Origin of the sequence: Polaromonas sp. YR568 (assembly GCF_900116715.1) — a bacterium.
In the GTDB taxonomy this organism is placed as follows: Bacteria; Pseudomonadota; Gammaproteobacteria; order Burkholderiales; family Burkholderiaceae_C; genus Polaromonas.
This window is the reverse complement of the sequence record NZ_FPBM01000001.1, coordinates 2,784-21,885: the sequence shown is the minus strand read 5'-3', so window position 1 is coordinate 21,885 and position 19,102 is coordinate 2,784. Positions and strand designations below refer to the sequence as shown.

Below are 19,102 nucleotides of genomic sequence, written 5' to 3'. Positions count from 1 at the left end.
GCCGCGCGCAAAGTTCGATGGGGTAAACCCTTGCCGCGCATGCGCGTGATGGCTGCGGCAGCGGCGAACTACTACAAAGTACTTCTACGAATTACTTCGGTGCAATGCCCTGGCGAATCTCACCCAGTGCGAGGCCGTTGAATGCGGCGTAGCGCTGCGCCGCCTCTTGCAGGGCAGCGCTGGTCTTGCGGGACGAAAGCGCTGCAGCGGCAAAGGGCGCGATGTTCAGGACGAGTGCGTTCTTTTTTGTTTGCGCTTGCCAGGTCCCGGCCACCCGCCCACCCACCAGCAGCGCCGGCCGGAACAGGCCGTTGGGTGTCATGACCTTGCCCGCCTGTGCCTTGTCGACGATGGGCGTGCGGTCTGTGTAGCCCAAAAGATATTCATCAAAGCCGGCGAGAAGATGCACCACCGCAGTGCTGCCTGGTAATGCGGTTGGCGCCGGCCTGCGTGCCGACCACCAGACTTTGCTGCCCGCATGCAGCCCCTCTGTCAGGCTGGGCATCGCCATCTCCAGCGCCGCCCGGGCTTCACCCACGGCCAGCCCGGACCACCAGATGAAATCAGCCAGCGTGGCCGGGCCGTGGCTTGCGAAGTAGCGCTGCGCGAGCAGCTTGAGGCTGTCTTCGCGTGAAGCTTCCGGTGCTTTCGCTTGCAGCAGCAGCCATTCATCGAGCAGGGTATAGGTGGCCTGCTTGCCGTTCGGCAGGCCCAGGCAGATAAGCCCGGTTTGCGCGGCGCGATACATGATGCGTCCGCCGCGGTGGCCTTCAGTATCGATGCGGCGGCGAGCGAGCTCGGCAAAAAGTTCTTCACGTGTCAATTGCCGGCCGCCCTCCAGGCACTGCTGGATGGCGGGAAGGATTTTGCGAAAGGCGGCCGCGTCCAGATTCACTTCCCGATACGCCGCCGCAGTTCTCGTCAGCAGCGCGGGCGCCGCCAGCGCCACCAGCCAGCGCACGTCGGCGGCAGCCACCAGGTGCAAGGTGCCACGCAAGGCCCAGGTGCGAACCACCTTGCGTTTGGCCACTGCCTGTTCAACGGCGGCGTCGGTGATGGCGGCAGCCGGCGCAAACCGGGAGCCGACGGCCCAACGCGCATGGGTGTATTCCTGGGCCTGCACGGCGCCGGACCATTGCGCGGCATGTTCTATGCGCTTATTTGTGAGTGGCGACGCCAGCCTATGGCTTGCCAGGCGCAAGCCGATCAGCTCTTCACGCGAGAGGTCTTGCGAGCTCAGGCGACGCTTTCGAGCATGGCAAGCATGCGGCCCTGCCACACGGCCGGTGAAAACCGTTCACGCAACAACTGCTGCGAAGCCTGCACCATGGCTTCGCGCCGCAGCACGTCGGCCAGCAGCTCCGCGCATACCGACGGCATGTCTTGCGGGGCGGCCATCGCCAGGTGCACGCCGGGCTCGATGCCGAAATCTGCCCAGCCTTCGAAGTGGTCGGAGACGACTGCTGTACCCGAGGCCCAGGTTTCAAAAGCCCGGAACTGGTCGAAGTAGGTGTGCTCCGCATCGGCATGAATGCTCAGGCTGATGCGCGAGCCGGCGCGGCAGGCATCGCGGGCCGCGCCCCACATGCCGCTCCAGATGAACTCGACCTCCAGCGGGGCGCTGGAAGCGAGAAAGTGTTTCTCGGCTTCGCGCCTGCGCGGGGTGTCTCCGCCCAGCATGATGATGTTTCTGCTTCGCTGTGCTTCAGCCAGCGGCGCCCGCACGTGTTTGCCGTCCACCAGATAGGGCAGGTGGAAGACGGCAAGCGCGGGGAAATGCGCCGCCACATAGCGAGCGATGGACGTATCCATGGCCATGACCGCGTGCAACTGGGGCGCAAGCGCATCAAACAGGCTGGCCTTGTGGCGGTGCACCGAGGCTTCGTTTTTGGTGAGCGGGTCAAACATCCAGAGCACATGCTTGCCGTGCCTCGGCAGCCCATGCTTTGCAAAGCGGGGGAGTGCGTAGATGCCGGCAATCAGCACATTGATGTCGGCGGCGCCCACATTGGGCAAGGGCGCATCGGTGTTGGTGCCCAGGTCGATGAATTCAACCTCATGCCCAGTGTCCAGCAGCATGTCCATCCACACGCGCGAGGCACGGCCGAACAGGGTGTCGATATCGGTATAGACGTGAACCTTCACGGGGCGTGTCCTGATTTTTGTTTTTGCTTTGCCGCTTATAACGCATGCCCCGCAACGGGCCCCCGGAAATGGGTGAGGGCAGCGTACGCAGCCTGCTTCGGGCCTTGCAATTCTCGATGCGCCCGGTGCGCATCGGGCCGGTCATTACCGTTGTTCGATGGCAGTCAGGGTCAAAAACTTTACAAAAGGGCAGGAAACATTTTGAAACATGTAGGTCGCTCAATCAGGCGATTTGCGCATCGCTAATAAGCCGGAGGTAGCAATTCGGTCCGATTCATGGATCCTAAAAGTAGGCCGCAAGGACTCACTAAAAAAATCGCGAAACACTATGACACAAGTGACCGGCAATTAATCACTTTTTCCAGGCTTGTATCAAGTTTCACAATTGGTTACTGTGACTTAATTCACGAAAAATAGAGCCGAGATAGTCGGCCTGGGTGTGTCAGGGAGCCTTGAATCAGGATTTTCCGCGAGGATGGACAATGAAGCGTACCGATGGTGTTGGCATACACCAAGTTCTTCTTTATGCCCTGGGCGTGCTTTTGGCCGCGCCAGCCGTGTCTCTGGCACAACAGCCGCCGCCCACGATTGACCCCGGCCGGCTTCGCGAACGTTTTGATTTCCAGCCCGAGGCAACACCGGCGCCGCCGCCCGCGCAACTGCGCAGCGAACCGGTCGAGGCCATGCCCGACTCGCTCAAGTCCATCCGCGTCACGCTGCAGCGCATTCACATCGAAAGCGCCACCGTGCTGCCGGGCAATGTGCTGCAGGCACGCGCCGACACCTACACCGGGCGTGAGATCACGGGCAACGACATCCTCGAGCTCGCGTCATCGCTCACCGCGATGTACCGCAACGCGGGCTACATCCTTTCCCTGGTAGTGGTGCCGCCGCAATCGCTGTCTGATGGCACGCTTACCTTGCGCGTGATTGAAGGCTATATCGAGCGCGTCAATGTCCAGACGGCAGAGGGCGTCAACCCGCGCATTGCGCAAAAGCTGGCGCTGATCGGTGAGCGCATCACGGCATCGCGGCCCATCAAGGGTGCCGTGCTGGAGCACTACCTGCTGCTGGCCAACGACCTGCCCGGCGTCGAGTTGCGCAGCGTGCTGTCTCCATCAAAAACCCCGGGCGCGGCCGATCTCACGCTGGTGGCCAGCATCAAGCGGGTGGAGGGCTTTGCCGCCATCGACAATTACGGCTCCAAATACCTCGGGCCGGGGCAGGTGACGGTGGCCGTGACCGGCAACCAGTTGCTGGGCGTGAACGACCAGTGGCGTTTTGTCGGCGTTGGCACGGGCAACTCCGAAATGTCGTATGCGCAGCTCTCTTACAGCCAGGTCGTGACGACGGAGGGGCTCAAGCTGTCTGCTTCCGTCTCGCGGGCGCGCACACAGCCGGGCGATGTGCTCGCGCCCTTTGACGTGCGCGGTGATGCGGACACGGTGTCGCTGTCGGCTTCTTACCCCTTGCTGAGAACCCGCAATGAAAGCGTGATTGCGCGCGCGGTGTATGACCACTCGGATGTGCACACCAACGTGCTGGGCACCCGCGTGATTGAAGACCGCATTCGTGCGCTGCGCGTAGGCATCAGCTGGCGCGTGCTGGACCGCCTGGACGGGCAGAACTCCCTGGACGTGGATTTCAGCCAGGGCCTGGGAGGCACGAAGGAGTCCGACCTGCTCAAGAGCCGGGCCGGCGCCAAGGGTGTGTTCAACAAGCTGTCTTTCGACTACGAGCGCTCGCAATTCGTTAGCCCGAATGTTTCCCTCACCGTGGGCGCCGGTGGCCAGTGGGCCAATACGCCGCTGCTTTCGTCAGAGCAGTACGCACTGGGCGGGCGCCGGTTTGGGCGGGCCTATGAGCCAGCCGAAATGGTGGGTGAACGCGCGCTGGCGTTTCGTATTGAGCCGCGTTATGTCGGCGCCTCCAGCACGCCGGGTATCCGATCCTGGCAGGCCTTTGGTTTTTACGACATCGGCAAGGTGTGGAAGGTGGGCAGCGTCACGCCCGGCACGCCTTCAAGCCAGAGCCTGGCGTCCGCCGGCCTGGGTTTGCGCCTTTTCTTTGAAAGAAATGTGGTGGCCGCGATCGAGGCGGCGTGGCCGCTGACCAAGTCCATTGCGAGCTACCAGGCGCAGGGGCAGGGCAAAGACCCCCGCCTCATGGGCTCACTGCTTGTGCGGTTCTGAAATTGCGGTGATTCATTTCATATTGACTCATTCCATATTGATCCATTCCCTGTCATTGGCCTTTTTGCATTCAAGAGGTGTTCCATGCAAACCGATTCTTACCCCCCGGCTTCCTGCTTTGGCATTCCGCGCTCGCGCCGGAAATCTTTCGCGCTGAAAGCACTGCCCGCCGCGGCAGCGCTGCTGTTTTCCCCGGCCGGCTGGAGCATAGACATCGCCGGCGGCGCCGGGCTGCCGCAAAACGGCACGGTGTTCTCGGGTACGGCGTCGGGCTCCGTGTCCGGCAACCAGCTGACCATCAACCAGACGAGCGCGCGGGCCGTGGTCGACTGGGCGTCGTTCAATATCGATGCGGGCAAGGCAGTGCAAATCCTGCAGCCCAGCGCGGCGTCGGCCATGCTCAACCGGGTGACGGGCGATGCCAACCCTTCGCAAATCCTGGGCAGCCTCACCGCGCCCGGCACCGTCATGCTGATGAACCCGAACGGCGTGATGTTCGGCCAGGGCGCCACCGTGAATGTGGGCTCGCTGATCGCGACCACCGGCAACATTGATGTGAACAACTTCATCAACACCGGCGGCGCGCAGATCACCGGCGCCGCAGGCAGCATCACCAATCAGGGCAGCATCACCGCGCAAGGCGCCGGGCTGGTGGCGCTGGTGGCGCCGTCGGTCACCAACCAGGGCAGCATCACGGCCACAGGTGGCACCATCGCGCTGGCGGGCAGCACGGCCGCCACGGTATCGCTTAACGGCGGGCTCTATGAATTTGCCGTTCCCACGGGCGCCACAGGCACCAGTGTTTCCAACGCCGCGGGCGCCAGCCTGGACGGCGCCACCTTGCGCCTGGCCGTCGGCGATGCCGCCAACCTGCTGTCGGGCGTGATCAACCTGGAAGGCGTGCAGCAGGCCAGCAACGCCATTGTGGTGAACGGCCACACCGTGGTGCTCAAGTCGGCGCTGCAGGCGCCCAATGTCAGCGGCAATGCCAGCCAGGTCGATGTGTACAGCGGCGCGCGCATCCAGGACGCGGTGAACATCGCCAAGACAGGCAGCCCCGGCGCGGGCGCGGCGGTGGATGTGCACGCCGGCAACTACACCGAGCAGGTGGCGCTGAACAAGGCCAACATGACGCTGACGGGCCTGGCGGGCGCGAAGATTGTGGTGCCTGATACGGCGGGCCAGCTTAACGGCATCAGCATCACAGCCAACAATGTGACGGTCACGGGAATGGAGATCGCCGGCCCGGTCAACCAGCCTTACACCAGCTACGCCTGGGGTTCTGGCATTACCCGCGGGATCGCGGTGGCCAACGGCGTCACCGGTTTCACCATCAGCAACAACAACATTCACGACGTGCGCAACGGCATCCTGATCGATGGGCGCAACACCGGCAGCGTGACGGGCAACCGCATTGAAAACACCAAGAGCGCCATCTCGGTGCAATACACCGATGGCAACGGCATTGCCATTGCAGGCAACAGCCAGGGCCCGGCGGGCAATGAATGGGGCGTGAACCTGCACCTGAACGGCTACTGGGACGGCTCCAGCATCCACAGCAACCCGATTGCCGCCGCGCCGACTCTGACCTGGCAGCAGGCGCTGCTGGCGCTGAGCGCCGGCAACGGCGGCTGGTCTGTGCAGGACCAGGGCTATACCTCGTCCAACCGCACCCACGTGAACGTGGCCACCACAGGTTCCGGCGGCGCGCAGGGCAGCCTGCTGACGCCGCTGGCGACGATTCAGGCCGGTGTGGACGCCGTAGTCACGGGCGGCACGGTGAACGTTGCCGGCGGAAGCTATGTGCAGCCCACCACGCTCAAGGTCAACAAGGCGCTGACGCTGGCCGGCGCGGGGCAGGGCGCCACCATCATCGATGCGCGCGGCGTGAACGGTTACGGCATCAACGTCACGGCTGACGATGTGTCGCTCAGGGACTTCACGCTGTACGGCCCGAGCGCCAACGTGGCCACCGCTTACGGCATCAAGGTCGCGCCGGTAGGCGGCGCGTCGGCGCGGCTGCATAACTTCTCTATCAGCAACGTCACCAGCCGCGGCGCGGGCCGGGCGGAGCTGGATTTGAACGGCGTGGACGGCGCGGTGATCGACCATGTCACAGCCGACGGTGCGCCGGTGGGCAACGATGCCGGCACAACGCAAGGCGCCGGCATTCAGCTGACCGACAGTGCCAACGTGACCATCACCAACTCGGCCACCCGCAACAACGCCTGGGGCGGCCTGGCGCTTTATCAGTCCAACCGCTTCTACAACCAGCAGGTGAGCAACATCACGGTGGCGGGCAACAACAGCTTCACCGAGCGCAACCCCGTTTACATGCAGGACGAGTCGGCCAGCCGCGACTTCGGCGCGCTGAGCATCGCGGGCTTTGATTTCGCCGTGCGCAACGCCAGCACGGCGGGTGGCAACAACCAGTACACCTGGCTGCAGGCTTCGCAGCAAAACGCGTTTGACTTCGCCGTCAACGTAGGCAGCTCGGCCTCCAGCTATGTGCAGGGCTGGAACGGCGCCCAGGCCACGCAGGACTTTTTTGTGGGCATAGGCAGCCTGCTGGGCGGCGGCACGCAGGCCATGTCTGTCGGCAACACGCTGGGCCAGGCCGGCAGCGGCGCCAATATCCGTGTGGCCGGTGGCACCTTTGCCGAAGACGTGGTGGTGAACAACCCCTACAACCTGTACTTCAGCGGCTCTACCTTGCGCAGCCTGGCGCTGGGCAGCGGCGCCAGCGGCTCCGGCATCAGCGGCACGGTAACGGCCAGCGGTGCGGGCGGCATTGTCTTCGATGCGCCGGTCAGCCTGCTGGGCGACACCACGCTGGCCACCCAGGGCGCAGACATCACGCTTAATGGCGACATCCAGAACGGCGGCGGCGTGGCACGCGCGCTGAGCCTGGTAGCCGGCACCGGCGCCAGCCGCGGCAATGTGCACATGGTGTCGGGCGGCACCGAGGCCAGCGCGCTCGGCCAGTTCGCGGTGGTGTCCAACGCGTTCAGCCTGGCCAGCACACTGTGGGTCAAGGGCTATGGCATTGATGCCCTGGGCAATGTGGCCTTGAGCAACCACACCCTGCGCGGGCAAGACGCCAGCGCCACCAACACCCTGAATGCCGGCGGCGACGTCAGCGGCTCCACCATCAGCCTGGGCGCCGTGCAGGTCACTAGTGGCGGCGATGTTTCAGCCAATGTGACGGCCAGCGAAGTGGCAGTGGCCGCCGTCGGCGATGTGACGGGCACGACCGTCAGCCAGGGCAATGTGCAGGTCAGCAGCAGCACCGGCGATATCAGCGGCAGCATCAGCGGCGCCAATGTGATTGTGCAGGCGCAGGGCGATGTGAATGTGGTGGTGGTGGCCTCGGGCTCCGCCTCGCTGGCCGGCGACTCAGTGGTGGCCAATGTCGTGGCGCCCGTGGTGGCGGTGTCGGCAGTGGGTGATGCCCAGCTGTCCGGCTCGTCCTCCCAGGTGACGCTGAACGCCGCCAGCGGCACGGTCAGCGGCAACTTCGGGCAGGTGACCAATTCAGGCGGCGGCCTGGTCAACGTGAACGGCAGGCCTCAAGGCAACCAGCAGCTGTCTTCGAACGCAGAGAACAACCGGGTGATCCCGTCCGGCAACAGTCTGGCAGAGGGTGCGTCGGCTGACGGAACTGTGCTTCAGCTGGCTCAGGCCGGCACGCTGACGGCTGAAGGTGAGCCGCTCATGGTCCGAAGCTCGCCTTCAAGCGCCGGCGAAGCCATCGATAACGGCCAGGCGGTGGAGCTGGATATGTCGCCCAAAAACGAGCGCGAGAAGGAATAAAGACAGGGAAGGCCCGGGGAGGGCGCAGCAGAAGGGCGTAAAAAAACCGGCTTAGCGCCGGAATTGCTCTTGCTGGAGTACTTGCTGCATTTGCTGCGCCGCCGTCATCTGGGGCGCTGCAGCATTCGCCGCCTGCAGATCTGCGGCGGGCTGGGTAACTGGTTGGGCCGAAGCCTGGAATGCGGCAGTGCGCTGCGCGGCCGTGTCTTGCGGGGCGCTGCCTTGCGGGGTGACGCGGCGGGCGCCGTCAAAGCGGCGCTGCCAGTAGCTCACGCCCATGCTTTCCACGCGCACTTCGGCGCCGGGCTTGGGGGAGTGGATGAATTTGCCGTCGCCGACATAAATGCCGACATGGCTGAAGGCGCGGCGCATGGTGTTGAAAAACACCAGGTCGCCGGGTTGAAGTTCGTTTTTGTCGATGCGCTGGGTGGCGGCGGCTTGCTGCTCGGCGCGGCGCGGCAGCAGGAGGCCGACGCTTTGCTCATAAATCGCGCGTACAAAGCCGCTGCAGTCAAAACCGGTTTCGGCCGTGTTGCCGCCGCGCTTGTAGGGCACGCCCAGGAAACCCATGGCGTTGACGACCAGCTCGGAAGCCTTGTTGCTGACGCTTTGGCGGACATGGTCGATCTGGGTCAGCAGGCCTTTGTCGGCCAGCAATCTGTCCATGTCGTCATTGGAATTGCCGGAACCACCGGGAGCCGCCTGCACGCCCGCTGCCAGCCAGGCCGCAGAGGCAATGATGAGCGCAGGGGCAATTTTTCGCATGGCGCCTAGGATACTTGACAGATCTGTCCTACGTCAACCTCAAGTGGGTTCTTGATAACGTATTTAAGCCATTGATTTGTAACGGTTTTGTGTACGCATAAACCCTTACTTTTCATCTGAATGCTATGTTTACATATGAATTGGGCGGTAAAAAGCGCCTTTTCAGAGGTGTTTTCGGATGCAATGGTGCCTAAACGCGGCGTAAATCGCCCAGTCAGCACAATTTAAGGGACCCAATATGCCTCCAAGCCAATGGATACGAGCGCAGCCAGCTCCTGTTTTGATAGCGGCCTTGTTTGCGGTTTTAGCCTGCCATCCGGCCCAAAGCCAGGCCGTACGGCCTGAAACGGTGGCCGCTGGCCTTGAAAACCCCTGGGGCGTGGCGTTTTTGCCGGAAGGCCGCTTTCTGGTGACCGAGCGCCCCGGCCGCATGCGGGTGATCGCGCCGGGCGCCAAGCCCTCGGCGCCGCTGGCCGGCGTGCCACCGGTGGCGGCGAGCGGGCAGGGCGGCCTGCTGGATGTGCTGGCCGACAGCGACTTTGCCCGCAACCGCACGGTGTACTTTTGCTATTCAGAGCCGGCGGCCAGCGGGGGCGGCAACAGCACGGCGCTGGCACGCGCCACCCTGAGCGCCGACGACAGCCGGCTGGAGAATCTCAAGGTCATCTTCAGCCAGAAGCCCAAGGTGTCCAGCAACCTGCATTTTGGCTGCCGTATTGTTGAAAGCCGGACCGGGGGCACCGTTGACGGGAAGCTCTTCCTCGTGCTGGGCGAGCGGTTTTCGCGCAAGGAAGACGCCCAGAACCTGGACAACCACCACGGCAAGATCGTCCGCATCAACAAAGACGGCTCGGTGCCCAAAGACAACCCATTCGTAGGCCGGGCCGGGGCCCTGCCGGAAATCTGGAGCTACGGCCACCGCAACGCCCAGGGCGCCACGCTGGCGCCCGACGGCACCTTGTGGATGCACGAGCATGGCCCGCAAGGTGGCGATGAAATCAACCTGCCCAAGCCCGGCGCCAACTATGGCTGGCCCGTCATCACCTACGGCGAAAACTACGGCGGCGGCAAGATCGGCGAGGGCATCACCGAAAAGGCCGGCATGCAGCAGCCGCTGCATTACTGGGTGCCGTCGATTGCGCCCTCAGGCATGGCGTTTTTGACCAGTGAGCGCTACGGCAAAGCCTGGCAGGGCAACCTGTTTGTCGGCTCGCTCAAGTTTGGTTACCTCGACCGGATCGAGCTCTCGGCCCCCTTTAGTGGCAAGGTGGTCAGTGAAAACAAGCTGCTCACCGAGGTGGGCGAGCGCATCCGCGACGTGAAGCAGGGCCCCGATGGCCTGCTCTATGTATTGACCGACAACAGCAACGGCAAGCTGCTACGCCTCTTGCCGGGCCGCTGACGGGGCGGCTTTATGCCGGCGTCACGGCGGCGATCAGGTCAACCTCGACCGTCGCGTTCTTGGGCAACTGCGCCACACCCACCGAAGTGCGCGTGTGGATGCCCGCGGCGCCCAGCACCGTATGCAGCACTTCCGACGCGGCGTCGGCCACCTCGCTTTGCTGGGTGAAGTCTGTGGCTGACTGCGTGTAGACCGTGACCCGCATGACCTGCTGGATGCGGTCCAGGCTGCCCAGGTTTTGCCGCAGCAGCGCCAGCGCGCGCATGGCGCAGACCTTGGCGCCCAGCTGGGCTTGCGTCAGCGACACATCCGCCCCGGCGCGGCCAGTGACAACAACGGTGCTGCCCACGCGCGGGACCTGGCCGCTTACGTAGATCACGTCGCCGTGCTGCACGGTGGACGTGTAGTTGCCGCCTATCTTGATTTCACCGTCAAAGCTGTAGCCCAGGGTTTTTTCGATGGCGGCGAAGCGGGTCTGGCGTGAGTCTTCCATGGGGTGAGGCTTTCTTTGGGGTCAATGATGAAGGGGTGGATGGTATTAATTAGTTGGGATTTTTCAGCCGCAGCAGGCTCAGGCCCAGCAGGCCAAACGCGCCGCCACAGATCCGGTTAAAAACACGCGCCCGGCGCGGCGTGCCGAACCAGCGGTGGGTGTGGCGGGCCAGCAGCACATAGGCCAGGTGCGAGAACAGCACGCAGGCGGCAAAAGCGCTGGTCAGCGCCAGAAACTGCGGCAGCACGGGCGCCTCGGGGCGGATGAACTGGGGAAAGAGGGCGGTGAAGAAGAGGATGCTCTTCGGATTGGTCAGCGCGACCAGCAGGCCCTGGCGGAACATCGCGGCATTGCTTTTTTCAGGCTGCGTGTCGGTCGGCAACGGTGTGTCGAACATCGAGGTCTTGCTCGTCCACTGGCGCCAGCCGAGATAGACCAGGTAAACCGCGCCTACGGCTTTGAGCACCGCAAACAGCCAGGCCGAGGTATGCAGCAAGGTGCCCAGGCCGGCCATGGCCGCTGCCGAAACAGAGAACACGCCCAGCACATTGCCTGACGAACTCCACAGCGTCTTGCGCGGCCCCCAGGACACGGCATTGGAAACCGCCAGCAAAATGCCCGGCCCCGGGCTGAGCGCGGTGACGAGGGAGATGGTGAGGAAGAGGAGCCAGGCGGAGGTGGTCATGGGCGCTGATGGAGGATGAACAAGAGGAAGAAGAAAGAAAAGGGCAGGGGTCCAATTTACCGCGTCGGCTTTAAACAGGCTTGGCGCTGCGGTATCGGCTGAGATATCGGCCAAACGCGCCGGCGCAGACAGAAAGCAGCGCCGCCCATCGCGAGGCAAGACTTCCCGAGCCTTTCGGGCTGACGACGCACACCGCACCGCCATGCTGTGCGGTCACAGTGACCCAGCCGTCCTGCTGAACGGTGTGCGCCTGCCCGGACTCCAGCACCGCGCTGTTGCACATGATCTGCTCGCCCAGCCAGCGGGGCGCGCCCGTCACCAGCAGCGTGCCGGCGGTGCTGATCAGCGCGCTGCCGGCCTTGCTGTGGAAAAACAGCGATTCACCGGGGTCAAGCTCAAGCTGGCGGGAAGAAGAGTGATGAGGGTGATGGGGGCGGTATGTCATGGCGGCTCCATTCAGGGGTTGGCTAATCAGGACGGGAAGGGCTCTGGGAAGGGACACCGCTAGATTAAGGAAAGCCCGGCATTCCCGACAGATGCACTCAAGCCCTTTCTGTATCGGTACAGAAGGCTTTTTTGTCATCTGTTATGGTCTGATTTCGCCCCATCTGTGGCTGTGCCTCTACTTTCCCTTCACGGATCATTCGGCTTATGAACGTGCAACCCCAAGCGCAAGCTCACGCGCAACCCCTTTACCTCCAGCTCTCCAGCCACTACCGGCAGGCCATCCAGTCCGGCGTGCTGATGCCGGGCGAACGCATGCCTTCAGTGCGGGCTTTGACCCGGCTGCACCAGGTCAGCCTGTCGACGGCGGTCGAGGCCTGCCATACGCTGGAAGATGAAGGCCTGCTGGAGGCGCGGCCGCGCTCGGGCTACTTTGTGCTCAAGCGCCGCCGGGTGGATTTGCCCCCGCCCAGCGAGCCCGACCCGGGCCGCAAGCTGGACCCGGCGCAGTACGTCGGCATCCACGACCGGGTGTCTGACTACGTTGCCAAGTGCGAAATCTTCCCGCTGGTCACCAACCTGGCCGGCACCTACGGCCCGCCCGAGATGTACCCGGCGCAGGAGCTGAAAAATGCCGCCATACGCGCGCTGCGCAAGCACCCCTTGATGCTGACCAGCCCGCCTGACTTCCTCAATGATTCGCCGCTCAATGCTGTGCTGGCCAAGCGCGCACTGGAAATCGGCATGCAGCTGGCGCCGGAGGACATCCTTGTCACCAACGGCTGTATCGAAGCGATCAACATTGCCTTGCGCGCGGTGGCCCGCCCCGGCGACACGGTGGCGGTCGAGTCGCCGACGTATCACGGCCTGCTGCAGATTCTCGAAAGCTTGGGCCTGCGCGCGCTTGAAATACCAACCAGCCCGACACAGGGCATTTCGGTCGAGGCGCTGGACCTGGCCTTTCAGACGCACGACCGGATACGGGCGGTGGTGGTGATTCCGAACTTTCACAACCCGCTCAGCAGCGTGATGCCCGACGCCGAGAAGGAAAAGCTGGTGCGCCTGTGCGAGCGCCAGCAGGTGGCGCTGATCGAGGACGACACCTACGCCGCCATGGGCCGCGACGACATTCCGCTCAAGGCCGCCAAAGCCTGGGACCGCAGCGGCTCAGTGATTTACTGCGCCTCGCTGCGCAAAACCCTGGCGCCCGGTCTGCGCCTGGGCTGGATCGCCGGCGGGCGCTGGCAGGCACGCATCCACATGCTCAAGTACGCGCAAAGCCGCGTCAATGAAGTCCTCTCACAGATCACCGTGGCCGAATTCATGGCCTCCAGCGCGTACGACAGGCACCTGGCCCGGCTGCGCCGCGTGCTGACGGTGCAACGCGAACAGATGGCCGATGCGATCGCCTCGCACTTTCCGGCCGGCACCCGGCTGTCGGTGCCCGGCGGCGGCATGCTGCTGTGGGTGGAGTTGCCGCCCGGCACCTCGGCGCAGGCTGTTTTTGATACTGCCATCCGCCAGGGCATACGCGTGTCGCCGGGCTCGCTGTTTTCCAACTCGAGCCGCTTCGACCACTTTTTGCGCATCAGCTGCGGCGCACCCTATACCGCCCAGGCCGGTGAGGCATTGCGCAAGCTGGCGGAGATTGTGTCGGTAGAGGCGGCGCGGGCTGGGAGCGCCTGAACCTAATGTGCCGCCGCGTGGCTGCGCTTGACGAAAAACAGGCCCGCACCGACCGCCATCAGCATGCCGCCGAACACCCGGTTCTGTAGCCGTATGGCTCGCGCGTTCTTGAAGAGTTTTTGCAGGCGGCTGGCCGCGAATGCATAGCCGTGCATCACCACGGTGTCGACGGCGACGGTCGTCAGCGCCATCACCAGCAACTGCGGCCACAGCGGACGGGCAGGGCTGATGAATTGCGGCAGCACCGCCACCATGAAAAGAATGCCCTTGGGGTTGGTCACATTGGTGAGCAAGCCGGTGAGAAAGCGCCGCTTGACCGACAGGCCGTTGGCGTCGGCCAGGTTCTCGCCGCCCTCCGGCGCGATGCCGTTTGAAGAGCGCCACTGCGCCCAGCCGATGTAAATCAGGTAGCCGGCGCCCAGCACCTTCACCACGCTAAAGGCCAGCTCCGACGCCACCAGCAACGAACCGACCCCGGCGCCCGCCACCAGCAGGATGATGACCAGACCGAGCTGCAGGCCGGCAATGGTGGCGCGGGTGCGCTGCATGCCATAGCTCAGGCCATGGCTCATGGCCAGCACGGCGCCCGAGCCCGGTGAGAGCGCGATCAGGATGGAGGCGAGGAAGTAGGCGGTCCAGGTGTCGATGGCCATTTTTGCGATGAGAAAGTAAGGGAGGTGAAAAACGCAGGCCATCCTACAGGGATGCAGGCGTTGGTGGCGGAGGTGATCCCAAAGACCAGGTTGCGTGGTGTGCGACTGATACGGTGGGTGATGTCGAAATGACGCACGCCGGTCCCAGGCCAAACAGTTGGAACGGGCCAGGGGATGAAAACGAAACGCGCATAACATTGGCGGGCCCTTCTCCGGAACCTGTGAAGCTGCTCGTCAATAATCCGCATGCCATGAAAAAACCGCCAACTCTCAAAAAATATACCCACAGCATTGATCAAAGGCCTCGAGGGTTCACCTTGCTGGAACTGCTCGTGGTGATGGTCATCATTGGTTTGCTGGCGGCCTACGTCGGCCCTCGTTACTTTGCCCAGATCGGAAAGTCCGAGCAGGGTGCGGCCAAGGCGCAAATTGAAGCCCTCGCCAAGGCCCTGGATACCTATCGGCTTGACACCGGTTCCTATCCCGGTGCCGACAAGGGGCTGGAGGCCTTGATGACCAGGCCCAGCGGTGAAACGAAATGGCAAGGGCCGTATCTGCAAAAGGCGGTTCCGCTTGATCCCTGGGGCAAGCCGTATATCTACCGGCCTCCTTCTGCAGGCGCCGATTTCGAGCTGCTGTCTTATGGCAAAGACGGCCAGCCCGGCGGTGAAGCGGAAAATGCAGACGTGTCGTACCGATAGCAACAAAGGGTTGGCTCAGCCAGTTAGATGACGGCGTCAATCGCCATGTCCTCCTCTAATTGGAGGGGGTGAATATCTTCCAAAAAAGGTTATGCCGTGCGTCATGGTCCATAGGCATAATCCACAACAAATTTGCCGCTTCAAAAACAAATAGCAGACGGCGCTACGAGGTCAAAGAGGGAGTTCCATGAGACACACAGGCAGGGCTTGCGCCCGTATCGCCGCAGCTGTTGTGCTGCCCCTGATTTTCTTTGGTACAGGCCTGGCAGCAGCCCAAACAACAGTTGTCGCGGGCGCAACGCCCGGCCAGTTCTCGGTGAATGAGTCAGGCGCAGCCACCTACCGTATTCCCATTCAGGTGCCACCCGGAGTCGCCGGCATGGAGCCCAAGCTGGAGCTGGCCTATAACAGCCAGGGCGGCAACGGCTTGCTGGGCATGGGCTGGAGTTTGAGCGGGCTGAGCGCCATCGGCCGCTGCCCACGCACCATGGCGCAAGACGGCGCCCGGGGCAGCGTCAATTTCGACATGAACGACCGCTACTGCATGGACGGCCAGCGCCTGATTTTGGTGAGCGGTGCTTATGGCGTGGCCGGCAGTGAATACAAAACAGAGCTCGACAGCTTCAGCAAGATCGTCGCGTCTGGTACTGCGGGCAACGGCGTTGCTTCTTTCACTGTTCAGACCAAAGCCGGGTTGACGATGGAGTACGGCAACACGGCCGACTCGCGCATTGAGGCGCAAGGCAAGACCTCGGTCAGGGTCTGGGCCGTCAACAAGATCAGCGACGTCAAGACCAACTTTATGACGTTCAGCTACGTTGAAGACAACGTCAATGGGGATTTTTACCCCAGCCGCATTGACTATGCGGGCAATATAAATGCCGGCAAGACCCCCGTGAATTCGGCGCAGTTTATTTACGAGGCCAGGCCGGATGTGGCGACGGGTTATCTGGCAGGAACCATCATTCGAAGCTCCGCGCGCCTTAAGGAGTTGCAGGTTTATGAAGGTGCCGGCTCATTCAAGAGCTACCGGGCCAGTTATGACTTGAGCGTTGCCACGAAGCGATCAAGGCTGGGCTCATTGCAGGAGTGCGCCACGGGGGGCGTGTGCCTGCCCCCCACTTCTATTGCGTACACGCCGGCAGGTCTCGTGGTTTTCAGCAGATCCATCGATGTTCCTGGCTGGGGGGTAGGGTCCAGTTTCACGGACAGCAATACTTATCCCGTCATCATCGGCGACTGGAATGGTGACGGCAAAACCGATTGGGCGCGTGTTCAGGGCAGTGGCATCAGTTTTCTTGTTTCTACGGGCACCGGCTTTGAAAGAATTGCCGATGTTGCGGGATGGGGCCCCGGGTCCGGCTTCACGGATGGCAACGTTTACCCCATCATCACCGGCGACTGGAATGGTGACGGCAAAACCGACTGGGCGCGTGTTCAATCCAGTGGTATCAGCTTCTATGTTTCTACGGGAACCGGCTTTGAAAGAATTGCCGATGTTGCGGGATGGGGCACTGGGTCCAGCTTCACGGACGGCAATGTTTACCCCATCATCACCGGCGACTGGAATGGTGACGGCAAAACCGACTGGGCGCGCGTTCAGGGCAGCGCCATCAGCTTTTTTGTTTCTACGGGTACAGGCTTTGAAAGAATTGCCGATGTTGCGGGGTGGGGGCCTGGGTCCGGATTCACGGACGGCAACGTTTACCCCATCATCACGGGCGACTGGAATGGTGACGGCAAAACCGACTGGGCGCGCGTTCAGGGCAGCGCCGTCAGCTTTTTTGTTTCTACGGGTACAGGCTTTGAAAGAATTGCCGATGTCCCTGGATGGGGCCCAAGTGTAGGTTTTCCCAATGGGAGCGTATACCCTATCTTCACTGGCGACTGGAACGGGGATGGCAAGACGGATTGGGCACGGGTTCAATCCGAATCCATCAGTTTTTTCGTTTCGACAGGCAACGGGTTTGAAAGAATGCCCGATGTCCCGGGATGGGGGCCCGGGGTAGGTTTTTCCGATGGAGGCGTCTACCCCATCATCACGGGCGACTGGAATGGGGATGGCAAGACAGACTGGGCACGCGTCCAGTCCGAATCCGTCAGTTTTTTCATTTCCACGGGCAACGGGTTTGAAAGAATGCCCGATGTCCCGGGATGGGGGCCGGGGGTGGGCTTTTCCAATGGAGGCGTCTTCCCCATCATCACGGGTGACTGGAACGGGGACGGCAAAACGGATTGGGCGCGATTCCAGTCTGCCACCGTCAGTTTTTTCACGGAGAGCAACCCAATCCCTGATTTGGCAAGCCAGATAAGCAGGCAAGGCAATGTCGTGCAGTTGGTGACCCAGCCATTGACCCATAGCGCGGTCTACACCAAAGACATCGCCCCCAATGCCTCGGCGTATCCGAAGCTGGATCTGCAATATCCGCAGTACGTGGTGAGCTCCGTATCCAGCAGCAACGGAATCGGTAGCGCGATCACTACGCAATACAGCTACGGCGGTCTGAAGGCAGAGCAGGGTACAGGGCGGGGGATGCTGGGTTTCAGATGGATGAAGTCAAAGAACCTGGCCAACAACATTGAAAGCTACACCGAGTTCAACCAGAACTGGCCCTTGACCGGAAGCGTTGCCAAGAGCGAGACGAGGCTGGCCGGCTCAGGCAACGCCAGTGTGCTTAAACGCACGACCAACACCTACGCCCAGGGAACAGGCTCGGCCACAGGCACGACCTTTGTCTACCCCAGCCAGAGCGTCGAAGAAAGCTGGGACCTGGGCGGAAGCGCATACCCAACGGTGACCAACTCTTATCAATACGGCCAAAGCCCTCAGTACGGCGACCCGACACAGATCAGCGTCGTCAATAGCGCCGGCGCAGGCAAGACCACAGTCAACGAATACTGGCCGGCCAACACCGGCAGCGGCAGCTGGGTGCTGGGGCGGCTCAAGAAAGCTACTGTCACCAGCGTTGCGCCGTAGCGATCAGAACAGACGCCGCCAAGAAAGCAAGGGATGCAAGAAAAATATCGCAAAGCAATACTGGGAGCGGCGCTGTGCTGGCTTGGCACCGCAGCAGTTCTGCCTGCCATGGCCCAGACCACCACAGTCGCGGGCAGCACGCCGGGGCAGTTCTCGGTGAACGAATCTGGCGCGGCGACCTACCGCATTCCCATTCAGGTTCCACCCGGCGTCGCCGGTATGGAGCCCAAGCTGGAGCTGGCCTACAACAGCCAGGGAGGCAATGGTTTGCTGGGTACGGGCTGGAGCCTGAGCGGCTTGAGTGTGATTGGCCGCTGCCCTCGCACCAAGGCTCAGGACGGCGTAAGAGGCAGCGTCAACTTCGACATGAACGATCGCTACTGCATGGACGGCCAGCGTTTGATTCTGGTCAACGGTGCGTATGGCGTTGCCGGCAGCGAATACCGGACCGAGCTGGACAGCTTCAGCAAGATCGTTGCGTCGGGAACTGCCGGTAATGGCGTCGCTTCTTTCACCGTGCAAACCAAGGCCGGGCTGACCCTGGAGTATGGCAACACAGCCGACTCACGCGTTGAGGCGCAAGGCAAGAGCACGGTGAGCGTGTGGGCCATCAGCAAGATCAGCGACGTCAAGACCAACTTCATGACGTTCAGCTACATCGAAGACAACGCCAATGGGAGTTTCTACCCCAGCCGGATTGACTACTCTGGAAATGCGGCGGCGGGGCAGGCTGCAAACAATTCTGTCCGGCTGGTTTATGAAGCGCGACCCGATGTGGTCCCTTTGTATGCTGCAGGAAGCCTTGTGAAACATCAGGTGCGGCTCAAGACGGCGAGCGCTTATGAAGGAAGCAGTTCCGTTGCCGCCTATGAGGTTTCTTATGCGACTGCCGTGGGTACGGTGCGTCCCAAGGTTGCCAGCATCAAAAGATGTGACGGCGCGCTCAAATGCTTTGCGCCAATACAGTTCTCTTATGCGTTACCTCAAACCACATGGGATGAACCACCTGCGTTGAATCTTCCCTATCCTGTCTGGTCGCGCGGAGGTGACGGTGAAGGCATGCAGTTTGTCGATGTGAATGGCGATGGTCTGGTGGACATTGTTCGGTACCTTATTGCCGATGGCGTAACGTACAAGACAGCATGG

13 protein-coding genes and 1 pseudogene are annotated in these 19,102 nt (G+C 62.4%); 7 read left to right on the top strand and 7 right to left on the bottom strand.

From position 1 onward, the window contains the following. Nucleotides 1-91: 91 nt before the first annotated feature. Entirely contained in the window at nucleotides 92-1,123 is a 1,032-nt protein-coding gene (locus tag BM408_RS00075) for a winged helix DNA-binding domain-containing protein (RefSeq protein WP_175541632.1), read from the bottom strand. Nucleotides 1,124-1,236: 113 nt separating this feature from the next. Then, nucleotides 1,237-2,145 carry a CgeB family protein gene (locus BM408_RS00070; protein WP_092125697.1) on the bottom strand — a complete coding sequence of 303 codons (909 nt, stop codon included), beginning with the start codon at nucleotides 2,143-2,145 and terminating at the stop codon, nucleotides 1,237-1,239. Nucleotides 2,146-2,702: 557 nt separating this feature from the next. On the opposite strand from BM408_RS00070, the gene BM408_RS00065 reads away from it, so the two are divergent. After that, on the top strand, nucleotides 2,703-4,337 hold the full coding sequence (locus BM408_RS00065) for a ShlB/FhaC/HecB family hemolysin secretion/activation protein (RefSeq protein ID WP_175541631.1): 1,635 nt from the start codon (nucleotides 2,703-2,705) through the stop codon (nucleotides 4,335-4,337). Between the two features lie 84 nt (nucleotides 4,338-4,421). Then, nucleotides 4,422-8,150: a beta strand repeat-containing protein gene (locus tag BM408_RS00060; RefSeq protein WP_092125693.1), complete on the top strand. Its 3,729-nt coding sequence runs from the start codon at nucleotides 4,422-4,424 to the stop codon at nucleotides 8,148-8,150. Between the two features lie 189 nt (nucleotides 8,151-8,339). Here the strand turns inward: BM408_RS00060 and BM408_RS00055 are convergent. Then, nucleotides 8,340-8,915, bottom strand: a pseudogene (locus BM408_RS00055) (C40 family peptidase); the annotation flags it as partial. A 238-nt stretch (nucleotides 8,916-9,153) separates the two neighbouring features. Between BM408_RS00055 and BM408_RS00050 the strand changes: the two are divergent. Then, complete coding sequence (locus BM408_RS00050; RefSeq protein ID WP_092125689.1) at nucleotides 9,154-10,317, top strand: PQQ-dependent sugar dehydrogenase; 1,164 nt, start codon at nucleotides 9,154-9,156, stop codon at nucleotides 10,315-10,317. A 10-nt stretch (nucleotides 10,318-10,327) separates the two neighbouring features. Here BM408_RS00050 and BM408_RS00045 read toward each other — a convergent pair whose 3' ends face one another. The 3 genes from BM408_RS00045 to BM408_RS00035 form a co-directional block, all read right to left on the bottom strand. Further along, nucleotides 10,328-10,810, bottom strand: coding sequence for a RidA family protein (locus tag BM408_RS00045; RefSeq protein WP_092125687.1), 483 nt, complete (start codon nucleotides 10,808-10,810; stop codon nucleotides 10,328-10,330). A gap of 49 nt (nucleotides 10,811-10,859) precedes the next feature. Then, nucleotides 10,860-11,495 carry a LysE family translocator gene (locus BM408_RS00040; protein WP_092125685.1) on the bottom strand — a complete coding sequence of 212 codons (636 nt, stop codon included), beginning with the start codon at nucleotides 11,493-11,495 and terminating at the stop codon, nucleotides 10,860-10,862. A 70-nt stretch (nucleotides 11,496-11,565) separates the two neighbouring features. Then, nucleotides 11,566-11,940 (bottom strand): hypothetical protein, encoded by a 375-nt coding sequence (locus tag BM408_RS00035; protein ID WP_092125683.1) that lies wholly within the window; start codon nucleotides 11,938-11,940, stop codon nucleotides 11,566-11,568. A 206-nt stretch (nucleotides 11,941-12,146) separates the two neighbouring features. Between BM408_RS00035 and BM408_RS00030 the strand changes: the two genes are divergently transcribed. After that, nucleotides 12,147-13,625, top strand: coding sequence for an aminotransferase-like domain-containing protein (locus BM408_RS00030; RefSeq protein WP_092125681.1), 1,479 nt, complete (start codon nucleotides 12,147-12,149; stop codon nucleotides 13,623-13,625). A 2-nt stretch (nucleotides 13,626-13,627) separates the two neighbouring features. Here BM408_RS00030 and BM408_RS00025 read toward each other — a convergent pair whose 3' ends face one another. Next, nucleotides 13,628-14,278, bottom strand: coding sequence for a LysE family transporter (locus BM408_RS00025; protein ID WP_092127189.1), 651 nt, complete (start codon nucleotides 14,276-14,278; stop codon nucleotides 13,628-13,630). Between the two features lie 251 nt (nucleotides 14,279-14,529). Here BM408_RS00025 and gspG point away from each other — a divergent pair, with 251 nt between their 5' ends. The 3 genes from gspG to BM408_RS00010 form a co-directional block, all read left to right on the top strand. Continuing rightward, nucleotides 14,530-14,979, top strand: a complete 450-nt coding sequence (gene gspG, locus BM408_RS00020; protein WP_092127187.1) for a type II secretion system major pseudopilin GspG — start codon at nucleotides 14,530-14,532, stop codon at nucleotides 14,977-14,979. Nucleotides 14,980-15,211: 232 nt separating this feature from the next. Further along, the gene (locus BM408_RS00015) at nucleotides 15,212-17,956 is read left to right on the top strand and encodes an FG-GAP-like repeat-containing protein (protein ID WP_175541630.1); all 2,745 of its coding nucleotides are present in this window, start codon (nucleotides 15,212-15,214) and stop codon (nucleotides 17,954-17,956) included. A gap of 33 nt (nucleotides 17,957-17,989) precedes the next feature. Next, nucleotides 17,990-19,102, top strand: a 1,113-nt coding sequence (locus BM408_RS00010) for a SpvB/TcaC N-terminal domain-containing protein (RefSeq protein WP_217649404.1), incomplete at its 3' end; no start/stop codon positions are given.